The organism is Polaribacter marinivivus (assembly GCF_042651285.1).
Lineage (GTDB): Bacteria > Bacteroidota > Bacteroidia > Flavobacteriales > Flavobacteriaceae > Polaribacter > Polaribacter marinivivus.
In genome coordinates, this window is record NZ_JBHSCY010000002.1 from 882,864 (window position 1) to 906,777 (window position 23,914).

The 23,914-nt window shown below is 30.8% G+C and carries 16 protein-coding genes; 8 read left to right on the forward strand and 8 right to left on the reverse strand.

Going from position 1 to position 23,914, the window contains the following annotated elements; all coding sequences use genetic code 11:
- Nucleotides 1-12: 12 nt before the first annotated feature.
- The 6 genes from ACFOWD_RS12070 to ACFOWD_RS12095 form a co-directional block, all read right to left on the reverse strand.
- A complete protein-coding gene (locus tag ACFOWD_RS12070; RefSeq protein ID WP_377410883.1) occupies nt 13-978 on the reverse strand; it encodes an alpha/beta hydrolase in 966 nt (321 codons plus the stop codon).
- Between the two features lie 55 nt (nt 979-1,033).
- Nucleotides 1,034-2,971 carry a glycoside hydrolase family 13 protein gene (locus tag ACFOWD_RS12075; RefSeq protein WP_377410885.1) on the reverse strand — a complete coding sequence of 646 codons (1,938 nt, stop codon included), beginning with the start codon at nt 2,969-2,971 and terminating at the stop codon, nt 1,034-1,036.
- A gap of 10 nt (nt 2,972-2,981) precedes the next feature.
- On the reverse strand, nt 2,982-5,288 hold the full coding sequence (locus ACFOWD_RS12080; protein ID WP_377410887.1) for a glycoside hydrolase family 65 protein: 2,307 nt from the start codon (nt 5,286-5,288) through the stop codon (nt 2,982-2,984).
- Nucleotide 5,289: 1 nt separating this feature from the next.
- A complete protein-coding gene (gene pgmB, locus ACFOWD_RS12085; RefSeq protein ID WP_377410889.1) occupies nt 5,290-5,949 on the reverse strand; it encodes a beta-phosphoglucomutase in 660 nt (219 codons plus the stop codon).
- Entirely contained in the window at nt 5,950-7,296 is a 1,347-nt protein-coding gene (locus ACFOWD_RS12090; RefSeq protein WP_377410891.1) for an MFS transporter, read from the reverse strand. It abuts the gene before it with no gap.
- A 178-nt stretch (nt 7,297-7,474) separates the two neighbouring features.
- Entirely contained in the window at nt 7,475-8,497 is a 1,023-nt protein-coding gene (locus ACFOWD_RS12095; protein WP_377410893.1) for a LacI family DNA-binding transcriptional regulator, read from the reverse strand.
- Nucleotides 8,498-8,696: 199 nt separating this feature from the next.
- Here ACFOWD_RS12095 and ACFOWD_RS12100 point away from each other — a divergent pair, with 199 nt between their 5' ends.
- The 7 genes from ACFOWD_RS12100 to ACFOWD_RS12130 are packed head-to-tail and all read left to right on the forward strand — an operon-like array spanning nt 8,697 to nt 21,475.
- Nucleotides 8,697-11,597 carry a SusC/RagA family TonB-linked outer membrane protein gene (locus ACFOWD_RS12100; RefSeq protein ID WP_298994491.1) on the forward strand — a complete coding sequence of 967 codons (2,901 nt, stop codon included), beginning with the start codon at nt 8,697-8,699 and terminating at the stop codon, nt 11,595-11,597.
- Between the two features lie 14 nt (nt 11,598-11,611).
- Nucleotides 11,612-13,225 (forward strand): RagB/SusD family nutrient uptake outer membrane protein, encoded by a 1,614-nt coding sequence (locus ACFOWD_RS12105; RefSeq protein ID WP_367181395.1) that lies wholly within the window; start codon nt 11,612-11,614, stop codon nt 13,223-13,225.
- 18 nt (nt 13,226-13,243) lie between these two features.
- Entirely contained in the window at nt 13,244-14,344 is a 1,101-nt protein-coding gene (locus tag ACFOWD_RS12110) for a SusE domain-containing protein (protein ID WP_377410895.1), read from the forward strand.
- Between the two features lie 23 nt (nt 14,345-14,367).
- Nucleotides 14,368-16,173 carry a SusE domain-containing protein gene (locus tag ACFOWD_RS12115; protein WP_377410897.1) on the forward strand — a complete coding sequence of 602 codons (1,806 nt, stop codon included), beginning with the start codon at nt 14,368-14,370 and terminating at the stop codon, nt 16,171-16,173.
- A 52-nt stretch (nt 16,174-16,225) separates the two neighbouring features.
- Complete coding sequence (locus tag ACFOWD_RS12120) at nt 16,226-19,120, forward strand: alpha-amylase family glycosyl hydrolase (RefSeq protein WP_377410899.1); 2,895 nt, start codon at nt 16,226-16,228, stop codon at nt 19,118-19,120.
- Between the two features lie 20 nt (nt 19,121-19,140).
- Nucleotides 19,141-21,264, forward strand: a complete 2,124-nt coding sequence (locus ACFOWD_RS12125; protein ID WP_377410901.1) for a T9SS type A sorting domain-containing protein — start codon at nt 19,141-19,143, stop codon at nt 21,262-21,264.
- Between the two features lie 22 nt (nt 21,265-21,286).
- Nucleotides 21,287-21,475, forward strand: a complete 189-nt coding sequence (locus tag ACFOWD_RS12130; RefSeq protein ID WP_377410903.1) for a hypothetical protein — start codon at nt 21,287-21,289, stop codon at nt 21,473-21,475.
- Nucleotides 21,476-21,507: 32 nt separating this feature from the next.
- Here ACFOWD_RS12130 and ACFOWD_RS12135 read toward each other — a convergent pair whose 3' ends face one another.
- Together ACFOWD_RS12135 and ACFOWD_RS12140 are read right to left on the reverse strand one after the other, a co-directional pair.
- Entirely contained in the window at nt 21,508-22,641 is a 1,134-nt protein-coding gene (locus tag ACFOWD_RS12135; RefSeq protein ID WP_377410905.1) for a cysteine desulfurase family protein, read from the reverse strand.
- A 15-nt stretch (nt 22,642-22,656) separates the two neighbouring features.
- Nucleotides 22,657-23,202 carry a Smr/MutS family protein gene (locus ACFOWD_RS12140; protein WP_377410907.1) on the reverse strand — a complete coding sequence of 182 codons (546 nt, stop codon included), beginning with the start codon at nt 23,200-23,202 and terminating at the stop codon, nt 22,657-22,659.
- 63 nt (nt 23,203-23,265) lie between these two features.
- Between ACFOWD_RS12140 and ACFOWD_RS12145 the strand changes: the two genes are divergently transcribed.
- The gene (locus ACFOWD_RS12145; protein ID WP_377410909.1) at nt 23,266-23,898 is read left to right on the forward strand and encodes a hypothetical protein; all 633 of its coding nucleotides are present in this window, start codon (nt 23,266-23,268) and stop codon (nt 23,896-23,898) included.
- Nucleotides 23,899-23,914: the final 16 nt, after the last annotated feature.

Here is a 23,914-nt window from a genome sequence, read left to right on the forward strand (position 1 = left end):
AAGTAATTATGCTTATTTCTTAAGTAAAAAAGTTAATGGAACATCAACTCTTTTCTGCCAAGAACGTTCAGAATGGTTTGTGTTTGGATAAAATATATTTCTATAATTCTTTTTTGTATAACCATTATTGGTATAAATACTATCTACAGTTGAGGCATATTGAGGATAAAATTGATCTAATGTTTTATTACCATAATCAAAATAAATTTTATGACTCTCTGCATTTGGTATATGTTTAGCTACATAGTTAAAAATAGCTTTTGGAAAAGGATTGTTTTTTTGTGGCATTGCACCTACCCAATGTGTAGAGACACATGCTGCTCCTTGAAAAACATTTGGATATTCAGAAATAGCATACATAGACATTAAGCCTCCCATTGAAGAACCAGCTACAAAAGTATTTTCTTTATTTGTGTGGACAGAATAGGTTTTATCAATATAAGGCTTTAATTCTTTGACTATAAATTGTAGATAAGCATCTCCTTTAAAATCAGTACTAAAATTATTTTTAGCGGCATTTTTATATACTTCATCTTTTATGGTTTTATCCATATAATTCATAGCTTTTTGAGGGAATAAATCTTGCCAACGAATTTGAGGGATATTATGAATACCAACTACAATAAAATCCCTTGTAATACCTTCATTCATTAATCTAGTTGCATGCTCATCTATCATCCATTCTTGTTTGTTCCAAGTTGATAAAGAGTCAAATAAGTTTTGTCCATCATGCATGTACAATACAGCATATTTATTTTTTGGAGAATAATTTACTGGTAACCAAACATCTACAGGTCTTGGAGTGATATTCTTTGATGGAAAAGAATTTACCCTCATTAACTTACCTGCTGCTAAGGTTGCAGATGTTAATTCGTATGCCTTTATTTTTGTTTGTAAAGTGTTTGTGCTTTTATCTTTTTCAATATTAAAAGAAATAGAAATAAATAAGATAGATAGTATTAGAATTATATTATTCATAGTTATAAAGTTATTCAATAATTAACTTTCTTAAATAAAAGAGAATTAAAGTATTTTAGAATTTTGTAGTTAAAATGATACTTCCTTTTTCTTTTAATTCGATAGCATCATTCCAAATCATTTCTTCTCCAGAAATTATATTTTTTAATTTTTTACCATCTAAACCAACCTCAGTGTATCTTTTTAAATCAATAGTAATAGGTTCATCATTTTTATTAATAATGTGCACTATAGTTTCATCTTCTAAAGATCTAAACAAAAAATATGTACCCATAAAAGGAGCAAAATGAATAGTTTTTCCTTCATGAATTGCCTTACTATCTTTTCTGTAGTTTAAAAGTTTAGTGATAAAAGATTGCATTTCTTTTTGCTGAGCAGTTAATCCCTGCCCTGTGAATGCATTAACTTTATCACCCTTCCAACCACCAGGAAAATCGGTTCTAATTAAACCATGATCTCCAGGATTAGCAGTATCATCCATTAAAATTTCTGTACCATAATACATTTGAGGAATTCTTGGTAACACAAATAAATAACTTAATGCCATTTTTGCTTTTGTAGCATCTTCTTTTACTTCTGTGTAAATTCTACTTTTATCATGATTGTCTAAGAAAGCCATAATGTCTTTAGGAGTTGCATAATGAAAATCATTAGCCAAACCTTCATATAATTTTACTAAGCCTTTGTCCCAAGATTCTATTTCATTAATTCCATCTATAATGGCTTTTTGCATTGGAAAATCCATAGATGATTTTAAGTTAGACTCATAACCATCTTTGTTTTTAGCTCCTGTTTGCCAGTAACCAACTAATAATGGATTATAACTCCACTCCTCACCAACAATAGAAAAATTTGGATATTCATTCATAATTGCTCCTGCCCAATTGCTCATAAATTCTTTATCTGGATATGGATATGTATCTTGACGAATTCCACCCAAACCTAAAGTTTCTATCCACCAAATTGAATTCTGAATGATGTATTTAGCCATAAAAGGATTTCGTTGATTTAAATCTGGCATGCTTGCTACAAACCAACCTTCGTTATTCCCTTTTCTATCTGATTCTGAAGCATAAGTATCTTGATTTGTTGTTCTTCTATGATTTGAACCTATATTTTTCTTATAATTCCAATTATCGATGTTGTCTTCGTAATTTTTTTGATGATTTACCCAATCACTAAAAGGTAAATCTTTCATCCACCAATGTTCTAAACCACAGTGATTCGCAACTTGATCCATGATTAATTTCATGTCTTTATCTTGTAGTTTTTTAGAAAGATTTTTATAATCTTCTAAGGTTCCAAAACGTGGATCTACTTGATAATAATCTGTAATTGCATAACCATGATAAGAACCTTGAGGCATATCATTAATTAAAACTGGAGTTGGCCAAACAGCAGTAAATCCTAAATTAGAAATATAGTCTAGTCCATTTAAAATTCCTTGTAAATCTCCTCCATGTCTTTTGTATCCATCAGTTCTGTCTAAAGATTGATCTTTTAGATTTGGCAGTTTATCATTAGTTTCATCAGCATTTGTAAATCTGTCTGGTGTAATTAAATAAATAGCATCAGAGCTATCAAAACCTTTATAATCTTCTGCTGTTTTTACTCTAGATTTTAATTCATATGTATGAACTAAATTCTCTGAATTTTCTTTTTTAAAAGTAATGTCAAATTTACCAGCAGATGTATTTTCTGCAATAATTACATCAACAAATAAATAGTTGTTACTTTTTTCTGAAGGAGTAACTTTTTTAATTGAAATTCCTGGATAATTAATTTCTGGAGTATATTCAGAAATATTTGGATGATGAACCAAAAGCTGTAACTCATCATTCTTCATATTTACCCACCAATTTGTGGGTTCTACCCTATTTAAATATGTGTTGGAAACAGAAACTTCAGAAACACTTTTAGAATTTTCTTGATTGATGCAAGAATGTAAAACTATAATTACTATGAGAAAAAAAATGTTTCTGATTGGTTTCATTGTTTAAAATTTATGCAGTTTGTAAGTTATTAGGTGAAACTTTAGTAATCTCTCCATTTACTAAAATATTTATATCTGAATTACTTTCAACTTCAAAGTAAGTTCCTTTATGTGAAACACTTACTTTAATAATTTGATTTCTAAAGTTTACCTTAAAAGAATAAGATTTCCATTGTTTTGGAATTTTTGGCGCAAATGATAGCATATTATTTTTAATACGCATTCCTCCAAAACCTTCAACAATACTCATCCAAGTTCCAGCCATAGATGTAATATGTAATCCTTCTTCTACTTCATGGTTGTAATCGTCTAAATCTAATCTTGATGTTCTTAAATAGAATGTGTAAGCTTGCTCCATTCTATCTAATTTTGCAGCTTGTATGCTATGTACACAAGGAGATAAAGAACTTTCATGAACTGTAAATGGCTCATAAAAATCGAAATGTTTAGCTAATTGCTCATCAGAAAAATGATCTTCGAACATATAAAAGCCTTGTAAAGTATCTGCTTGTTTTATATATGGTGAACGTAAGATTCTATCCCAACTCCAGTTTTGGTTAATTGGTCTTTGACTTTGATCTAAATCTGCAACCGTAATTAATTCTTTATCTAAAAAACCATCTTGTTGTAAAAAAACATCATGCTTTTCTGAATAAGGAAAATACATATTATCTGCTACATTTTTCCAAGAATTAAGTTCTTCATCAGTAAACTTAACTTTACCTTTAATTCGCATATAATCTGATATATGCTCAATTTTTACAGTTTCAATATTTTCTAAAGCATACTCTATACACCATTTAGCAATATAATTTGTATACCAATTGTTGTTAACGTTATTTTCATACTCATTAGGCCCTGTAACACCTAACATTACAAATTTATTTTTATCAGTAGAGAAATTAACTCTTTGATGCCAAAAACGTGCAATTGCAATTAATACTTCTAAGCCTTTTTCTGGGATGTAAGAATAATCGTTTGTGAATCTATGATAGTTATATATGGCAAATGCAATAGCTCCATTTCTATGAATTTCTTCGAAAGTTATTTCCCACTCATTATGGCATTCTTCACCATTCATAGTAACCATTGGATATAAAGCTGCTCCATTAGTAAAACCTAATTTTTCTGCATTCTCTATAGCTTTTTCTAAGTGTTCATACCTATATTCTAATAAGGTTCTAGCTACAGATTGATCTTTGGTTGCCATATAAAAAGGTATACAATAAGCTTCTGTATCCCAATAGGTACTTCCTCCATATTTTTCTCCTGTAAATCCTTTAGGCCCAATATTTAACTTTGCATCAGTTCCTAAATAGGTTTGATTTAATTGAAAAATATTAAAACGAATACCTTGTTGTGCTTTTACATCACCTTCTATAGTAATGTCTGACATATGCCAAATTTGAGCCCAAGATTGTTTTTGCATTTCCAATAATGCATCAAAACCAAAACTAACAGCTTTGTCTAAAACATCTTTTGCTGTAGCTATCAACTCATTTTTATCATGGTTTCTATCCACAACATATCCACCGAATTTATGGATGGTAAACGTTTGTTTTTGTTTTACTGTTTGTTGATATGAACAAGAAGCAAACTTATCTAAATTTTGATTATTACAATCTGTTAAAATCTCTTTATCTTCTATAAATAAACGAGATTGCATAAAAGTACACGTATGAAAATTAGTTTTCATAGTTCGTGCTTCTATAAAAGATTGCTGGTTGTTTTGAACTACATTTAAAACATCCCAAAACTGGTCATCCCAATTGGTATCTTCATTAGTAATACCAGCATCCAAATATGGAGTAAACGTAATTTTTGCGCTACTATTTAATGGAGTTACATTATAACTAATGGCTCCAACTTCGTCTAATTCTAAACTTAAGAAACGTTTTGTATCGACTTTAATTTTGATTCCGTTTTGTAATTCGGCTTCAAAACTTCTAGATAACCAACCTTCTTTCATGTTAAGTTCTCTTGTAAATTTTGAAACAGATTTACATTGATTTAAATCTAAGTCTTCTTCGTTTATTTTAACATTTATCCCTATCCAATTGGGTGCATTTAACACTTTTGCAAAGTATTCTGGATACCCATTTTTCCACCAACCAACTCTAGTTTTATCTGGATAATAAACTCCAGCTATATAACTTCCTTGAAAGGTATCTCCTGAATATTTTTCTTCAAAATTAGCACGTTGTCCCATTGATCCATTTCCAATACTGAAAAGGCTTTCTGAAGATTTAACATGAGCTGCATCAAAACCTTCTTCTAAGATTGACCATGCATTTGGTTTTATATAATCTTGATTCATTTTAATTTTTTATTAATTCTTCAATAAATTTGATATTGATCTCTGTAAAATCATTAAAGTTAAATTGAGCTTCTGATAATACATTTTTATCTCCAATACCAATACTTATCATTTTTGCACTGTTAGCAGCTTGTATACCTGCAACAGCATCTTCAAAAACTATACAGTCTTTAGCATCTACTTTTAACTGCTTTGCAGCTAAAAGAAAGACTTCTGGATCTGGCTTGGCTTTTGTTACATTATTACCATCAACAATAGCATCGAAATATGGCAATAAACCAACTTTTTCTAAAATAGGTTTTGCATTTTTACTTGCAGAACCTAATGCTATAGGCATTTTGTTTTCTTTTAGATAATTTAAAACTTTAGGTACATCAGGTAGAATTTCTGAATCATTCATGTTAGAAATAAATGCTAAATAATCTTCATTTTTTTCTATCATCCACCTATCAAAATCATCTTGTGTATAATTAACTTTACCAATATCATGTAATAAAATTTCTAAACAGCGTTTTCTACTAACGCCCTTAAATAATTCATTTTGTTCTTTGGTAAATTCAAATCCTAATTCATTGGCTAACTTTTTCCAAGCTAGATAATGATATTTTGCAGTGTCTACAATAACACCATCTAAATCGAATATAAATCCTTTTTTATTCATTTAATTTGTTTGTACTACATCATCTACATCTTTAACTTTATAGACTAGAGCTGCAGCAATTAAAAAACTAAATCCACTTATAAGAAGAGCAAAAATTGCTTCATTATTATAGGCGTATTTTACTAGTGGACCACCAATTAATGCATTGATAATTTGAGGAATAACAATGAAGAAATTAAAAATCCCCATATAAACTCCCATTTTTTTAGCTGATATTGATCCTGCTAAAATTGCATATGGCATAGCTAAAATACTAGCCCAGGCAATTCCAACTCCAATCATAGAAACTATCAACCAATTTTTATCTGGCATTATGTAAATTGATAAAAGCCCTAAACCTCCAATAATTAACGAAATAGAATGTGTTTTTTTTCTTCCTATTTTTTTAGCTATATATGGTAAAGCAAATGCATAAAAAGCAGAAACTAGGTTGTAAATTCCAAAGAGAATTCCTACCCAATCACCTGCATCTTGATAAACAGAACTACTACTATCTGTATGAGGCAAACCATATATATGTTGTGCTATTGCAGGGGTTGCAAAAACCCACATTCCAAAAAGTCCAAACCAAGAAAAGAATTGTACCCAGCTTAATTGACGCATTGTAGCTGGCATTTTTTTGAAATCATCAAAAATATCAAGCAAACTAGAGTTTTCTTCTTCAGATTCTTCAATAGTTTCATTATCAAAACTAGCCATTTCTTCTGGAGAATATTCTTTTGTTGTTGTTACTGTAACTAAAATAGATATAATTAAAACGGCTGCACCAATTATAAAAGACCATATTAAATTGGCAGGAACTACTCCTGCAGAAGTTTCATTAGAAACTCCAAACCAATTCGTTAAAGCATAAGGCAACCAAGATCCTACAACTGCACCAAAACCAATTAGTGCTGTTTGAACGCTAAAACCTAATGTTCTTTGGTCAGTTCTTAAATTATCGCCCACTAAAGCTCTAAATGGCTCCATAGCAATATTAAAAGAAGCATCCATAATCATCAAAAAACCAGCACCTACCCAAAGAGCAGGTAAGAATGCAATAAATAGATCTGCTTGTGGCATTAAAATTAGGCCAATAGAAGCCAAAATTGCACCTATTAAAAAATATGGTTTTCTTCTTCCAAAACGCCCCCAGGTTTTGTCACTGTAGTGTCCAATTATTGGTTGAACTATTAAACCCATTAAGGGTGCAATAATCCAAAACCAAGAAAGTTCGTGAACATCTGCTCCAAAAATTTGTAAAATTCTACTTGCGTTTGCGTTTTGAAGTGCAAAACCCATTTGTATTCCAAGAAATCCAAAACTCATGTTCCAGATTTGCAAGAAACTCAACTTGCGTTTTTCCATTATCGTAAATCTTTTAGTTACGATAAGTTTTTAGACTTATCAATTATTTTTGTGTGGAATGAAATTTATTGATAAATCTTAATATGATAACAAATATATATTTTTTTTACGAAGTTGATAAAAAAAGGTGCTAAATTTTACGAACACGTGTTCGTAAAAAACTAAAATTCAAAAAAGTTTACGACGACGTTTTCGTAGATTCTCTGACTTTTAAATCACTAGAAATTACAATTCTTTTAGCTTTAAAATCTGCAGATTCATTTTCGATTCTTTCAATTAAAAGGTCTACAGCTTGCCTTCCCATAGTTAAGCCATGTTGTGCTATTGTTGTTATAGCTGGAGAAGAATATTCTGATATTAAACCATCAGTAAATCCAGCTATAGCAATATCTTTAGGTATGTTTAATCCTTTTGATTTTGCAATTTTCATAGCCTTAGCAGCATAAATTTCGTTAACAGCAAAAATTGCATCTATATTATGTTCAAAAACAGATGATATTTGAGAAGAAATATCTTTTGTTTCATCAATTTTAACCACTAAATTTTCATCACTTTTTATGTAAGATTCTATTAAAGCTTTTTCATAGCCTTGTTTTCTTAATGCACCAACATTAACGTGGTCTGGAGTTGTAATTAAGGCAATTCTTTTTCTACTATTTTCTATTAAATGCATGGTAGCTTTATAACCAGCACCTACATCATCTACGACAACTTTATCACAAAGAATTTCATTAATAACTCTATCAAATAACACTAATGGAATTTCTTCATTTACCAAATCAGAAAAATGTGTAAAATCTTTATTTTCAAGTGTTTCACTAGCAACTGATACAATAATACCATCTACACTACCATTAGACAAAACCTTTAAAGTTTCTACTTCTTTTTTGTGAGATTCGTTGCTAAAACAAACCATGATATTATAGCCTTTTTTATTAGCTCCTTCTTCTATACCCATAATTACTGTAGAGAAAAAATGATGTACAATTTTTGGAAGAATAACTCCAATTACCTTGGTTTTTTGGTTTCTAAGCTGTAGTGCTAAGTGGTTAGGTTTATAATTGTAAAGGTTAGCATAAGCTTGAATTCTTTCTTTGGTTTCTGCACCAATTTCGTGACTATCTTTCAATGCCTTAGAAACTGTAGAAGTAGAAACTCCTAACTCTTTAGCAATTGTTTTTATCGTAATTTTTTGTTTCATTTTTTATCTTAACGATATTTTTCTTTTATGGATATTGCTAATTTAACATTTTTTACACAAAAAAAGTTGTTAACACGAAACCGTTTTCGTAAGTTTAAACTTATTGTTTTTAACACTTTCGTAACTATATTTAATGTGTGGAATGTGAATTTATTGTTAAAACAAATCAAATTTACAGTTATTATTTAACAAATTATACATGAAAAAATTTAAATTATTGTTAATTGGAATTCTTTTCTCTTCTTTTACCATGTTTGCTCAACAAACAGTAAAAGGAGTTGTAAAAGATAAAACTTCTGGTGAACCATTGCCAGGAGTAAGTGTTGTAGTTAAAGGAACTACAAGAGGTACAGAAACAGATTTTGATGGTAACTTTACTTTAGAAAAAGTAAAAACTGGAGACACATTAGTCTTTAGATACTTAGGTTACGCTGATAATGAAGTTGTTATAGCATCAAATTTTAATATTACAGTACAATTAGATGAATCTTCTGAACAATTAGACGAAATAATTGTAGTAGGTTATGGTACAACTACTGTTAAAGATGCTACAGGTTCTGTTGAAGCAATTACTGCTAAGGAAATGACTAAAGGTAACATAGTTACTGCAGAAAATTTAATTAGTGGACGTGTTGCTGGGGTTAACATTACAACAAGTGGAGCACCTGGTTCTGGTTCTCAAATTAGAATTCGTGGTGGTTCATCATTAAATGCTTCTAATGATCCTTTAATTGTAATCGACGGTTTACCATTACAAGGTGTAGACTTAAACAGTATTAACCCTAATGATATTGAGTCTTTCTCAGTATTAAAAGATGCTTCTGCAACTGCAATTTATGGTGCAAGGGGTGCAAATGGGGTTATCATAATTACAACTAAAAAAGGTAGAACAGAATATTCTTTAGATTATGATGTACAAGTTGCATTTGGTGAAATTAAAGATAGAATTAATGTTTTTGATGGTGATTCTTTTCGTCAGTTAGTTAATCAACGTATGCCAAGTATGGCTGGTTTATTAGGTACTGCTAATACAAACTGGCAAGACGAAGTATTACAAAAATCTGTTTCTACACAGCATAACTTAAGTGTTAGAGGTCAAATTTTAGGATTTATCCCAACAAGACTTTCTATTAACTTTTCAGAAATTGAAGGTAACTTATTAACTTCTCAGTTTGATAGAAAAAACATTTCGTTAGCTATGAGTCCATCATTCTTTGATGATCATTTAAAAGTTAATTTAACTTATAATAGAGCTTTTGTAAACGAAAGATTTGCTGATGCTGGTCAGCTTAATGCAGCATTAAGATACGATCCAACACAACCTGTGTACGATCCAACTTCTCCATTTGGAGGTTTTTATCAACATTATGTAAATACGCCACAAGGTATTGTTGTACAAAATGGTACAAGAAATCCTGTTGCTGCTTTACTTCAAAATGATAATAGAAGTAATAGATTTAGACAATTTGGTAGTTTAAAATTAGATTACAAATTTCATTTCTTACCAGAAATGACTGCATCTGTATCTGCTGGTTTTGATAAGTCAGAGTCTGTTGGTACAGGATTTAGTTCTTTAGATGTACCTGCAAGTTTTAATGACTTATTTATAGGTAATGATTCTGAAGGAACAGGTGAATCTTTAAACGAAAACTTTAATGCAACTCTTAATTATGCTAATACATTTGGCAAGTTTAAAACAGATTTTTTAGTTGGTTATGACTATCAGTCATTTGAAGGTTCAGGCACTTCTACTGGAAACAGAAGAAACCCAAACAATGTACCTACAACATCTGCTGCTACTCCAATTGTTTTAGTTGGTTTTTTAGCAAGAGCTAATTTAACTTTTAATGAAAAGTATCTTTTAACTTTAAACTACAGAAGAGATGGTACTTCTAGATTTGGTCCAGATAATAGATGGGGAGATTTTGGTGGAGCAGCTTTAGCTTGGAGAATGAGTGATGAAGACTTTTTAAAAGATAGCAAAGTTATTTCTGATTTAAAATTAAGAGCATCATATGGTGTAAATGGTCAACAAGATGGTATTGCAGGAGATTTATATTTAGATAGATATCGTTTTGGAAATCAATTCTCACAATACATATTTGGAGGAAACCCAATTTTAGCTACTATTCCTTCTGAAAGAAGTAATTTAAGATGGGAAAAAACAGCAACTGTAGAACTAGGTGTAGACTATGGATTATTTAATAATAGAATTACTGGTTCTTTAAATGCTTTCCAAAAAAACTCTACAGATTTATTATCTGATGCTCCTGTTGCAGATGGTACTAACTTTACAAACAGAGTTTTACAAAACATTGGAGATTTACAAGTAAATGGTATAGAATTTACATTAAATGCTGATGTAATTAAAACTGAAGACATAAACTGGAGCTTTAACTTTAATGCTACTTATTTAGATAGAGAAATTAAAGAATTAGCACTTGGACAAGATATTACTGTTGGTGGTATTGCTGGTGGTACAGGTAACTTTATACAATTATATAGAGAAGGTTTTGCACCTAACTCTTTCTTTGTATTTAAGCAGTTATATGATACAGCTGGTAACCCAATAGAAGGTGCATATGCAGATTTAAATGGTGATGGTATTATTAATACAAATGATAGATATTTAAAAGAAGACCCACAAGCTGATTTACAATTTGGTTTCCAATCTAATTTTAATTATAAGAACTTTGATTTAGCATTTAACTTAAGAGCTAGCATTGGAAATTACGTTTACAACAACGTAAATTCTGCAAACGCTCAATATGCTTTAATCCAAGATAATGCTGTACTAGGTAACTTACCAACATCAGTATTAAACACAAACTTTCAAAATACTTCAGATGTAATAATATCAGATATATTTTTAGAGAACGGTTCATTCTTAAGAATGGATAACATTACATTAGGATATACTTTTGATAGACCTATCAAGAAATTTGCTTCTAACAGTATCCGTATTTGGGCTGGTATGCAAAATGTATTTTTACTGACTAACTATTCAGGTTTAGACCCAGAATTAGCAGGTAATGGTATTGACAATACAAATTATCCAAGACCAAGAACTTTCTTGGTTGGAGCAAATATTAAATTTTAATTGATAAAGAATTAATGATGAAAAAAATATTTAAAATAGAAAAAATAGCTGTCCTAATTTTGGTTATGGTTGTTGCTCTATCATCTTGTACAAAAGATTTAGACATCACACCAAAAGATGATCAAGATTTATTAGGTGAAGATTTCTTTGCAAACGAAACTGCATATAAAAGGTTATTAGCAGGTGTTTATGCAAACTTATCTTTAACTGGTGTAGATGGTGCAGGATCATCAAATATCGATGGTTTAGATGCAGGTACAAGTCAGTTTGGTAGAGTTTTATTATACCTACAAACACTTTCTGCAGATCAAATGATTTGGTCTTATGAAAACGACCCAGGAACTCGTGAAATTCAACGTAATATTTGGAATGCAGACGACCCAATTATTTTAGGGATGTTTGGTAGAACTCATGTTACTATAGCTTTTGCTAATAACTTTTTAAGAGAAACTACAGATGCAAAGTTAACAGAGAGAAATGTATCTCAAGCTACTAAAAATGAAATCGTAAGATATAGAGCTGAAGCTCGTTTATTAAGAGCAATGTCTTATTATTATATGATGGATTTATTTGGGCAAGCAAACTTTACAACAGAAGATGATGCTATAAATGCTCAACCTCAAGCTTATAATAGACAACAATTATTTGATTTTGTTGAGTCTGAATTAAAGGCAATTGAAGGTGATTTAGCAGATCCATTAACAAATGAACATGGTAGAGCTGATAAAGGAGTAGCTTGGATGATTTTAGCAAAAATATATCTTAATGCAGAAGTTTATATTGGCCAAGGTAAGTATACAGAATGTATAGATTATTGTAAAAAAATCATCAATGGTGGTTACACTTTAGCTACTGAATATAAGCATAATTTTATGGCAGACAACAATACAAACTCTGCTAAAAACGAAATTATTTTCCCATTAATATCAGATGGTGTATTTACACAAAACTTCGGACCAACAACTGTTATGATTAATGGTTCTGTTGGAAGTATTGAAGCTAATGGTGCTGCTTTAGGAGTTGGTGCTGGTGGCTGGGGAGGCGCTTTAAGATTAAGAAAGCAATTTGTTCAGTTATTTGATGCTTCTATATTTAACAATGATAGTAGAAACACAATAATCTCTGCTGGTAGAGATATAGAAATTACAGATATTTCTGATAGAGACCAAGGATATATTTTAGAAAAATATTCTAATGCGACTTCTACAGGAGGTTTTGGAGTAGACCAAACATTTGTAGATACAGATTTTCCTTTATTTAGATTAGCAGATGTGTACTTAATGTATGTAGAAGCTCATTTAAGAGGTGGTGCTGGTGCAGATCCTGTATTAGCAGTTAATTATGTGAATGCGTTAAGAGATAGAGCTAATAATCCTCAAAATAATTTAACTATCACAGATTTAACTCTAGATTTTATTATCGACGAAAGAGCTAGAGAATTACATTGGGAAGCTCATAGAAGACAAGACTTAATACGTTTTGGAAGATTTACAGGTGGTTCATACAACTGGGCTTGGAAAGGTAATGGTACAAACGGAATTGCAATACCTGCAAGTCGTAAACTTTACCCTATACCTGCTGCAAGTTTAGCATCTAATCCTAACCTTAGCCAAAACACAGGGTACTAATAAAAAAACAATTTTAAAATGATGAAAAATATAAAAAGATTTTCAGCTTTACTATTAATTGGACTTTTCGTATTTACGTTCAATTCTTGTGATGATGATTCTGAATTATTTACGATATCAAATTCTCCTAATGCAGCGCAATTAGCAGATTTAAATTTTACAGATTTAACTTTAGATCCTGTAAATACGAACAACCCAGCAGTTACATTAAATTGGGCTGCTGCTGATTATGGAATTCAATCTTCTATAAATTATGCTGTTGAATTTTCAAGTGATGATGTATTTACTGCACCAGCAGTAGCTGCTAATGTTACTGGAATAACAACAGTAACTCTTTCAATGGCAGAAGTTAATACTGCTGCAGGTAATGCAGGTTTAAATCCTTTTGAACTAAAACCAGTTTATATTAGAGTGGTTTCTTCTTTAGGTTCTCAAACTTCAGAAAAAGTAATGTCAAATGTTATTCAAGTAAATGTTTATCCATACTTTAATTATACTTTTAATGATTTTTACTTAGTTGGTGATGCTACTGCTCCAGGTTGGGATAACAACAATAACAACCCTGCTTTATTTAGAGATGCTTCAGATTCAAATGTATATTATTATACAGGAAGATTTGCAGGTGGAGGACACTTTAAAGTGCTTTCTACTTTAGGATTATGGCAACCACAATATGGTACTGATGATGGTGCTACAGTTGGTGCAAATTTAGGTAGTGGTTCAGACCCAGAACGTTTCCCATATGGAGGAGGAAATGGAGTTCCTGAAGGCTATTATACTTTTAAGTTAGATTTAGCTACTAATACTTTTACATTCGATCCCTATACAATATCTAGTACAAGCCCTGCATCATTAACTTTACAAGGTTCTAGTACTGCAAATGTAGCTATGACACCATTAGCTTTTGATGGTCATATTTGGTATGCAAAAAGTGTAAGATTAACTCCTGGTGATGTACAATTTGCAACTGGAGCTGGTGCAATGTGGGGAAGTACAACTTCTTTCTCTGGTGTAGCTACAGATGGTGGTGGATCTATACCTGTAGTTGTTGAAGATGATTATGATGTATGGTTTAACGACTTAACTGGTCGCTATATATTAATTCCATTAAACTTATAATAGCAACCTAAAATATTAAACAAATGAAAAATTTTATAAAAAAAATAGGCTTTTTATTTTTATCATTAACACTACTTTTAGGTGCTTGTGAAACAGAAGAAAGCTTAACAATTACAACTCCAGATGCTGAGTTTGTGCTTGAAACACCTGGTATAAGTAACATTTTCCTAAATTTTGCTACTCCAGATAATCCAGCATTTACTATTACTTGGAAAGATGAAGTTTCTAATAGTACTAACTTTACAGTAGAAATGTCTACAGATGTAGATTTTACTAACCCTGTAGTTTTAGGAAGTACAGATAAGAACAACTTTTCTATGACTGTAATGCAATTTAATGATGTTCTAAAATCATTAGGAATAACTTCTTATGAACAAGTAGCTGTTTACTTTAGAGTAGATAATGGTTCTCAAAAAAGTAATCCTATTTTATTTCAAATAACAACTTATGCAGTTGCAGTTCCTGAAATAACTAGTCCAGACAATACTTTTAGTGCTACACTATCTGATGTAGATCCAGAAGCTGTTGCTATGACTATTGAATTTAATGATCCTGAAGTTGGAGCTAATAATACAGCTACAATAAACTACGAGGTTCAAATGGCTTTAGCAGGTACAAGTTTTGCTCAAGTATATTCACTTGGTACAACTACTAGTAACTCAATAGATGTAACACATGGTGCCGCTAATGATTTTGTATTAACTGCAGGAATAAACCCTGGTGATTCAGGTAGCTTTGACTTAAGAGTAATTGCTACTGTTAATAATGGTTCTGGTGATTTAGTAAGAACTTCTGATGCTACTACAATTTCAATAACACCTTATGACGTTGCTTTAGCTCCAATACTATACGTAGTTGGTGCAGGTGCAGTAGATGCTGGATGGGATTGGGCTACACCAGTAGAATTAGTGTTACAAGGAAAAAAATATTCTGGAAATATTAAATTACAAAATGATGCATTCAGATTTTTTACAGTAAAAGATGATTGGGGTTCTGGTCAAAATTATCCATGGTATCAAGATAGAGGATTTACAATTGATTCAAATCTAGAAAATGCTCTTGATGGAGATTCTAACTTTAGATTTACAGGTACTCCTGGAGAGTATTTTATTGAAATTGATATGGATGCTGAAACAATTACATTAGGGCCACCAGTAGTAGGACCAAACTGTAATTTTGATCAACTATGGTTAGTTGGAGCTGGTGTTGTAGGAACTGGTTGGGATTGGGCAAATCCTGCAAAAGTTACTTGTACAGGAACAGGAGTTTATGAAGGTAATATTAACTTAACAAATGGTGCTTTCAGATTCTTTACAATTAGAGATGATTGGGGTTCAGGTAGAAACTTTCCATTTTATGCAAATGATGGTTATACAATCGATTCAGATTTAATTGATGCTATGGATGGTGATAATAACTTTGAATTCACTGGAACTCCAGGAGAATATGGATTAACTGTAGACACAGTAAATAAAACTATTACATTAGGAGCTAAAATTTCTTTATGTGATAATGAACAACTTTGGGCTGTAGGTGCTGCAACTCCAGGTGGCTGGGATTGGGCTAATCCAACTCAAATTCCTTGTAATGGTGCAGGTGAATATTCTGGGCAAATTACATTAACTAATAATGAAGCATTTAGATTCTTCACAATAAGAGATGATTGGGGTTCTGGACAAAACTTCCCTTTCTATGTTAACGAAGGATATACAATAGATGCTAATTTTGAGGATGCTTTAGATGGTGATAATAATTTTAGATTTTTAGGTACAACTGGTACATATACTATCACTATAAACACTAATGCTAAAACAATAACTTTAAATTAATTAATAATAAAAAGGCTATGCTTAATGCATAGCCTTTTTTTTACAAATGCTTATGAAAAAAATTTACTTTTTATTTTTTTTATTTTTTACTATTTCTACTTACAGCCAAGTTACTATAGATGTAAGTGCAATTGAAATGAACCAGCCTGTAACATTTACAGTCGACATTACTAGTACTGCAACAAATTGTAATGGATTTAACAATCCAACAAAAGTATATATGCATGCTGGTATAGGTGATAAAAACAATGCTTTTGCTTATGATGTAGTTGGTAATTGGGGTCAAGATGATGGAATAGGTGAAATGACAAATAATAATGATGGTACTTTTAGTATCACTATAACTCCACAATCTTATTTTTCTTTAACCCAAACTGAAATTGATAATGCTGCACAAATTGGTATGGTATTTAGAAACGAAGATGGATCTCAAGAATTTAAAGACAATGGTTGTGCTGACTTTATTTTTCCTATTGGTGCTGTTCAACTAAATTTATTGGCACCAACAGAAGACTTAGTTGTTATAAATTCTGGAGATAATTTAGTTACTAGTACAACTATTAGTTTTCAAGGAACAACGACTGTTCAAGGTCAAATAGAAGTATTTTATAATAACGTATCTCAAGGTACAGCCAATTGTGGTTTTCCAAATTGTAACTTTACAATAAACAATATCACAGAAAGTGGCGAGGTTAAGATTGTAGGTAACCCTCCTTCTCCAAACCAAGCACAAAGTGGTGAAATAAAATTTAATGTTGTTGTAGCTCCAACAGTTTCGCAAGAAGCAATTCCTACTGGACTTAAAGATGGAATTAATTATACAAATGATGCTACAAAAGCTATTTTAGTTTTAACTGCACCTAACAAAGAATTTATACAAGTAGCTGGTAGTTTTAACAACTACTCTCCTACTTCTAATCATGTAATGAAACAAGATCCAACTTCTGGAAAATTTTGGATTGAATTAACTGGTTTAACTAGTGGTCAAATCGAAACTTATCAATATTGGGTATTTGATACAACACCAACTTCTGGTTCACCAAGTTTAGTAAAAACTGCAGATCCTTTTTCTGCTTTGGTTTTATCTCCTTTTGATGATTCTGGAATCCCTTCAACAAGTTATCCAAATATACCATCTTATCCTGATGGACAAGAACGTGAAGTAACAGTTTTACAAACAGGAAAAACACCTTACAATTGGACAGTAACTAACTTTCAAAAACCTAAAAAAGAAGATTTAGTTGTTTATGAAGTTTTAGTTAGAGACTTTGATGCTGATAGAAATTATCAAGATATAATTGATAGAATTGATTATTTTAAGAATCTAAACATCAATGCCATTCAATTAATGCCTATCATGGAGTTTGATGGTAATGAAACTTGGGGTTATAATACTTCTTTTCATTATGCATTAGATAAATTTTATGGTACACAAGACAAGTTTAAAGAACTTGTAGATTTATGTCATCAAAATGGTATTGCAGTAATCTTAGATATTGCATTAAACCATGCAACAGGAAGAAACCCACTTGTAAGAATGTGGATGGATGATCCTGATGGAGATGGTTGGGGTGGTCCTGCAGCAGATAATCCATATTTTAATACAACTGCACAACATGATTATAGTGTTTTTAATGATTTTAACCATCAAAGTTCTTACACCAAAGATTATACAAAACAAGTAGTTAGACATTGGATTGAAGAGTATAAAATTGATGGATTTAGATGGGATTTAACAAAAGGATTCACTCAAAATTGTGGTTCTGGTTCAATTGCTGGTTGTACAGATAGCTATCAACAAGATAGAGTTGATGTACTGAAAGAATATGCAGATTACTCTTGGAGTATTGATAATGATCATTATGTAATATTTGAGCATTTGGGTCAAGATAATGAAGAACAACAATGGGCAAACTACAGGTTAGGTGAAGGAAAAGGAATTATGATGTGGGGTAAAATGACAGCTGAATATTCAGACTTAGTTCAAGGCTTCTCTACAAACATTGCTAGAGCTAGCCATAAAGCTAGAGGTTTTTCTGCTCCAAGATTAATGATGTATCCAGAAAGTCATGATGAAGATAGAGTGATGTATGAGGCTGTTACTTATGGTAATAACAGTGTCTCTTCTCATAATGTTCGTAATTTAGAAGTTGCATTAAAAAGAATGGCATCAATGGCTTCTATAAGTTTAACAATACCTGGACCTAAAATGGTTTGGCATTTTGCTTCATTAGGTATGGATGATTCTATTTGGACTTGTGGAGATGGCTCTGTTAATACAAACACAGATAATATAGATGGTGATTGTAAATTAGCAACAAAACCTCAACCTCAATGGTCAGAAAATTGGTTGCAAAATGCAGATAGAAAAAATGTTTATGACACTTGGTCTAAACTTATAGCATTAAAAACACAAGAAGATGTTTTTGAAGGAGATTTTGCCTTAGAAGGGAATTCTCAAAATGTTAGACTCTATATTTTTGATAACAATTTACCTAATACACAGTTAAAGAATGTTGTTATTTTAGCAAACTTTAATGTTACAGGTCAAAATATTACTCCAGACTTTCCATATACAGGTCAATGGTATAATTTAATGGATGATACGTCTATTAACGTAACAAGCACAACAGAACAAATATTTATACCTGCAGGTGAGTTTAGAATTTTTGGTAACCAAGCAGCTACATTGTCTAATGACGATTTTAATATAAAACAAGATATTTCAACCCTATACCCAAACCCAGCAAGCACATCATTTTCTTTAGCTAAAGAGGTAGTTTCTGTAAGGGTATTTGATGTAACAGGGAAACAAGTTAAAGCGTATGCCCAAGAGAGTATCTCCTCCAATACCTTTATGGTTAACGATTTAAAAAAGGGAATTTATTTTATTAGAACCAAAGACAGCTCTAATACCATAAAAACCCAAAAATTAATTATTAACTAATCTTTTAAAAAATTGAAAACATGAAGAAAAATTATTTTTTATTGTTGTGTAGTTTGCTCTTAGGAGTTGCTATTCAAGCGCAAACTTATCAGACTTGGAGATCTGATTCAGGAACTGGAGATAATTCTTGGCAAAATTCTGTAAACTGGTGGAATTTTCCTGACCCATCTCCAATTGTTTTTGGTCAACAAGAATGGGATAATAATCATTTACCTGCTCAAGTTAATAGTGCAGATATTAGTACTTGGAGATTTTTATTCAAATCTGGAGCATCTGATGCACATACATTTACTGGTAATCAAATAAGTTTTTTTGATTTTGGTGGTAGTGATCCTCAAATTATAAATCAATCAACAGCTACACATATTATTAACAACAACATAAATGGAGACCCAGATGCAGCAGATCCTTTAACTTTTGTAATTGATAATACAGGTGGATTAACTTTTGGAGGAGCGATTAACAATCAAGGGTGGATTGATATAAATGGCTCAACAGCATCTGCTACTACTATTACCATAAATGGTATAATTAGTGGAACTGGAGGAGTTACTAAAGAAAATACAAACATTACTTTAAACTATAAATCAAGTAATACATATTCAGGCGCAACTAATATTAATAATGGAACATTAATTCTTGAAGGCAGTTTAGCAAGTAGTGCTGTTACTGTTGGTGCTAATGGTACTTTACAAATATCAGAAAACACAACGTTATCTTCTTTAACTGTTGATGCTGGTGGTATTGTAATTATAGATGCTGGTAAGTCTTTAACCATCACTAATAATCTTGTAAATAATGGAACTTCTTTTACAGTAAACTCTGGCTCTTCTTTAATTGTAAATGGTACCTCTTCTGGTAATATAACATATACCAGAAATTTAGCAACTGCTAATTGGTACTTAATATCATCTCCAGTTGTTGGGGAAGATGCTACAGATTTCCTAACAAATTCTTCTGGAATTTCTAATAATGGTTCTGCAAATGCTATAGGTACATACTCTGATGGTTGGACTTATAATTATAGTAGCACCTTAGAATCAGGTGCAGGTTATGCTGTGAAGAAAGATGCACCTGGTAACTTAGTTTTTACTGGGACTTTTCAGAGTTCTTCTGTAGCAAAACTAATTCTTGATACTACTTCAGATTTTAATTTATTTGGCAACCCTTATACTTCTTATATAGCAGCAAATAGTAACGCTGATGGGACTAATAATTTATTGACTGTAAACACTGCTTCTGGACAAGATGAACTAGCTGAAGCTACTATTTGGCTTTGGAATCAGGGAACTGATTCTTATGATCAAGTAAATCAAGTTTCAGGAGCATTTCATATAGCTCCTGGACAAGGATTTTTTATTAAAGGTAAAAGTGGTTCTGGTGATACATTTTTTGATTTTACAGAAGCAATGCAATCGCATCAATCATCTGATAGTTTCCAAAAATCAGCTTCAACAAGACCAGAAGTTAAATTAATGTTGACTGATGGTACAATGAATAGAGATGCCGATATTTACTACATAGATGGAAAAACAAAAGGTTTTGACAATGGTTATGATAGTTCAATTTTTGGTGGAGTTAATCACGTTTTTACAATTTACACTGAAGCAGTTGCAAATAGTGATGGAAAACGTTTAGGTATACAATCTTTACCAAACCAAGATTTTGAATCTATGGTAATCCCTGTAGGTGTTATTGCTGCAAGTGGCAAAGAAATTACTTTTACTGCTGAAGCATTAAATTTACCTTCTGGAATAAAAGTGTATTTAGAAGATAGAGAAGCTAATAATGTTACAAGATTAGATGAAGCTAACAGCAACTATAAAGTTACTTTAAATACTGCTTTAAATGGTACTGGTCGTTTTTTCTTACACACTAGAAGTTCTGCATTAAGTACTGAAGAAGTTGCTCTGACAGGTGTTGGCATGTATACAATAAATAATAATACATTAAGAGTTAATGGTATTAATAGTGATAAAGCATCTATTAAAATTTATAATATTTTAGGTAAAAAAGTGTTAGACAGTTCATTTACTTCTAAAGGGGTTTCTGATGTTTCATTACCAAATTTAAATACTGGTGTTTACATAGTTCAGTTAGTAACTGAAAAAGGTAAGATTAGTAAAAAAATAATTTTAGAATAATTAATAGCTTAAATCTTATATCATGAAAACAAATAAAAAAACTCAAGATACAACTCAAGATACAACTCAAGATATGACTCGTAAAGAAGCTATTAAGAAAATAGGTAATTACGGAAAGTATGCAGCTTTAACTGCACTAGGTACTTATATGATTTTAAATCCTAAAAAAGCCCAGGCACAAAGTCCTGAAGATCCTGGAACAGGATTTTAATTTCGATTTTTTTTTAATTTAAAAGAGCTACTTTACAGTAGCTCTTTTATTTTTTTTAAAGTATATTCTAATTCTTTTTTAGTTGTAAATTTTGAAAATGAAAATCGAACAGAGGTATTATTTACCTCTGTTTCATTTAAAATTTCTTCTAATACATGTGAACCTTTATTACTTCCACTTTGACAAGCAGAACCTCCAGAAACTGCAATACCAGCCATATCTAAATTAAATAAGAAGAAATCATTTGTAAAAGGGAATTGAACATTTAAAATAGTATAGGTACTTTCATTTATTTCTTCAGAAGTACCATTAAATGAAATATGTTCTTCTATACTTTTTAAACCCCTTATAAAATAATTTTTAAATTTTTGTATTTGTTCTTTATCTTTTTCTAAGTTAGAATAAGCAATTTGTAAAGCTTTATCCATACCTAAAACACTTTGTACATTTTCTGTACTAGACCTTGCGCCTTTTTCTTGATCTCCACCATGCAACATCGGTTTTATGCCAAATCCTTTTTTAAAATAAGCAAAACCCACTCCTTTTGGACCATGAAATTTATGTGCACTTGCTGTGATAAAATCAACAGGAGTTTCTTTTAAATCTAATTTATAATGACCTATTGTCTGTACAGTATCTGAATGAAATAAGGCATCATATTTTTTACATAAAGAACTGACATCATTTAAAGGTAAAATAGTACCTATTTCATTATTAATATGCATTAAACTTACCAAAGTTTTAGCTTCAGAATTAGATAATAATTCCTCTAAATGAGATAAATCAACTTGACCTTTATGATTAACAGCAACATAATCAACATTAATACTGTACTCATTTTTTAGAAATTCTACAGTATGTAAAACTGCATGATGCTCTATTTTAGAAGTAATTATTCTTTGAACACCTAAATTGGTAACTGCATTTTGTAAAATTAAATTATCTGCTTCTGTACCACCTGCAGTAAAAATGATTTCGCTAGCAGAAACTTTAAAATGTTTAGCAATATTTTTTCTTGCAGTTTCTACTTCAGCTTTAGCTAATCTACCAAATTGATGAGTAGAAGAAGGATTACCGAAATTTTCTTTCATAGAATTATACATAAATTCTATAACCTCATCATCGATTTTGGTAGTTGCTGCGTTATCTAAATAGACCAATTTCATCTTACAAAAGTACAACTAATTGCTATTCTGAAAAACATATACTTCTGTAGCACCTAAACCATATTTTTTATAAGAAGCATCATAATATTTTACAGGATACTTGTTTAATAATCTTAATAACTCAGATTTTAAAACGCCTTCTCCTACTCCATGTATAAAGACAATTTTAGATATTCTTTTGTTGATCGCAAATTCAACTTTACGTTTAGCAGTATCTAATTGTAGATTTAACATATCATAATTATCTAAACCTCTTGTTGAATTTGTTAGTTGATTTATATGTAAATCTACCTCTAAAACAACTTCATTTTTATCTTTTTTAAATAGACTTTTTTTAGAGCTATTTAATTTTGTTTTTTCCTTTAATAAAGGATTATTAATATCAGAAAACTTAGAAAGTTCATGTTGATCTTTATCAATTCTTACAAGTTCTGTAGCAAGAAATGAAAATTTCATACCATCTTCTGTTTCTATGATTACTTGATTATCAGAAACATCTGTAACAACCCCTTTTAAAACATCATCTAACACTGCTACTTTGTTACCAATTTCTAAACGCATTCTTAACTTTATTTTAATTTATAAGATAATAGTTATCACTTAATTTGCAACAAATTTATAAAGATGATTAAAACTCAAACAATTTCTACTAAAGATTTTTTTGAAAACTCTTTAAAAAAAGTAAACTTAAGTAGCAGTAGAAAAGAACTTTTATTGAGAATTGCAGAAACTATTGCTAAAGAGTATTCTTTAAATGAGGTTGTTCATCTTAATTTTATTTGTACACATAATTCTAGAAGAAGTCAATTAGGTCAAGTTTGGGGATTTTATGCTGCTCATTATTTTGGTTTAAATATTAAATCTTTTTCTGGTGGTACAGAAGTTACTGCTTTCTTTAGAAATACAGTTAAAACATTACAAAAAGTTGGTTTCACTTTTCAATTAGAAGATTTTTCTCATCAAAACCCAAAATATAGAATCTCTTTTTCTGGAACAAATGATAGCATTTTAGGATTTTCTAAATTGTATAATGACACTGTAAATTTAGAACCTTATATGGTTATAACAACTTGTGATAGTGCAGATCAAAATTGTCCATTTATCCCAACAGCAACTTTTAGATTTCATTTACCATTTGTAGACCCAAAGCATTCTGATGGTAGTGCTAATCAAGAAGATGTTTATTTACAAACTAATAGACAAATTGCAGGAGAAGTACATTTTATTTTTGCAAACGTAAAGAAGATGTTATCTTAAAACTTTTCTAAATAAA

Excerpts from the sequence above, each read along its gene's own strand:
- ACFOWD_RS12070 (WP_377410883.1), bottom strand. The coding sequence starts at position 978 with ATGAATAATATAATTCTAATACTATCTATCTTATTTATTTCTATTTCT.
- ACFOWD_RS12075 (WP_377410885.1), bottom strand. The coding sequence starts at position 2,971 with ATGAAACCAATCAGAAACATTTTTTTTCTCATAGTAATTATAGTTTTA.
- ACFOWD_RS12080 (WP_377410887.1), bottom strand. The coding sequence starts at position 5,288 with ATGAATCAAGATTATATAAAACCAAATGCATGGTCAATCTTAGAAGAA.
- pgmB (WP_377410889.1), bottom strand. The coding sequence starts at position 5,949 with ATGAATAAAAAAGGATTTATATTCGATTTAGATGGTGTTATTGTAGAC.
- ACFOWD_RS12090 (WP_377410891.1), bottom strand. The coding sequence starts at position 7,296 with ATGGAAAAACGCAAGTTGAGTTTCTTGCAAATCTGGAACATGAGTTTT.
- ACFOWD_RS12095 (WP_377410893.1), bottom strand. The coding sequence starts at position 8,497 with ATGAAACAAAAAATTACGATAAAAACAATTGCTAAAGAGTTAGGAGTT.
- ACFOWD_RS12100 (WP_298994491.1), top strand. The coding sequence starts at position 8,697 with ATGAAAAAATTTAAATTATTGTTAATTGGAATTCTTTTCTCTTCTTTT.
- ACFOWD_RS12105 (WP_367181395.1), top strand. The coding sequence starts at position 11,612 with ATGATGAAAAAAATATTTAAAATAGAAAAAATAGCTGTCCTAATTTTG.
- ACFOWD_RS12110 (WP_377410895.1), top strand. The coding sequence starts at position 13,244 with ATGATGAAAAATATAAAAAGATTTTCAGCTTTACTATTAATTGGACTT.
- ACFOWD_RS12115 (WP_377410897.1), top strand. The coding sequence starts at position 14,368 with ATGAAAAATTTTATAAAAAAAATAGGCTTTTTATTTTTATCATTAACA.
- ACFOWD_RS12120 (WP_377410899.1), top strand. The coding sequence starts at position 16,226 with ATGAAAAAAATTTACTTTTTATTTTTTTTATTTTTTACTATTTCTACT.
- ACFOWD_RS12125 (WP_377410901.1), top strand. The coding sequence starts at position 19,141 with ATGAAGAAAAATTATTTTTTATTGTTGTGTAGTTTGCTCTTAGGAGTT.
- ACFOWD_RS12130 (WP_377410903.1), top strand. The coding sequence starts at position 21,287 with ATGAAAACAAATAAAAAAACTCAAGATACAACTCAAGATACAACTCAA.
- ACFOWD_RS12135 (WP_377410905.1), bottom strand. The coding sequence starts at position 22,641 with ATGAAATTGGTCTATTTAGATAACGCAGCAACTACCAAAATCGATGAT.
- ACFOWD_RS12140 (WP_377410907.1), bottom strand. The coding sequence starts at position 23,202 with ATGCGTTTAGAAATTGGTAACAAAGTAGCAGTGTTAGATGATGTTTTA.
- ACFOWD_RS12145 (WP_377410909.1), top strand. The coding sequence starts at position 23,266 with ATGATTAAAACTCAAACAATTTCTACTAAAGATTTTTTTGAAAACTCT.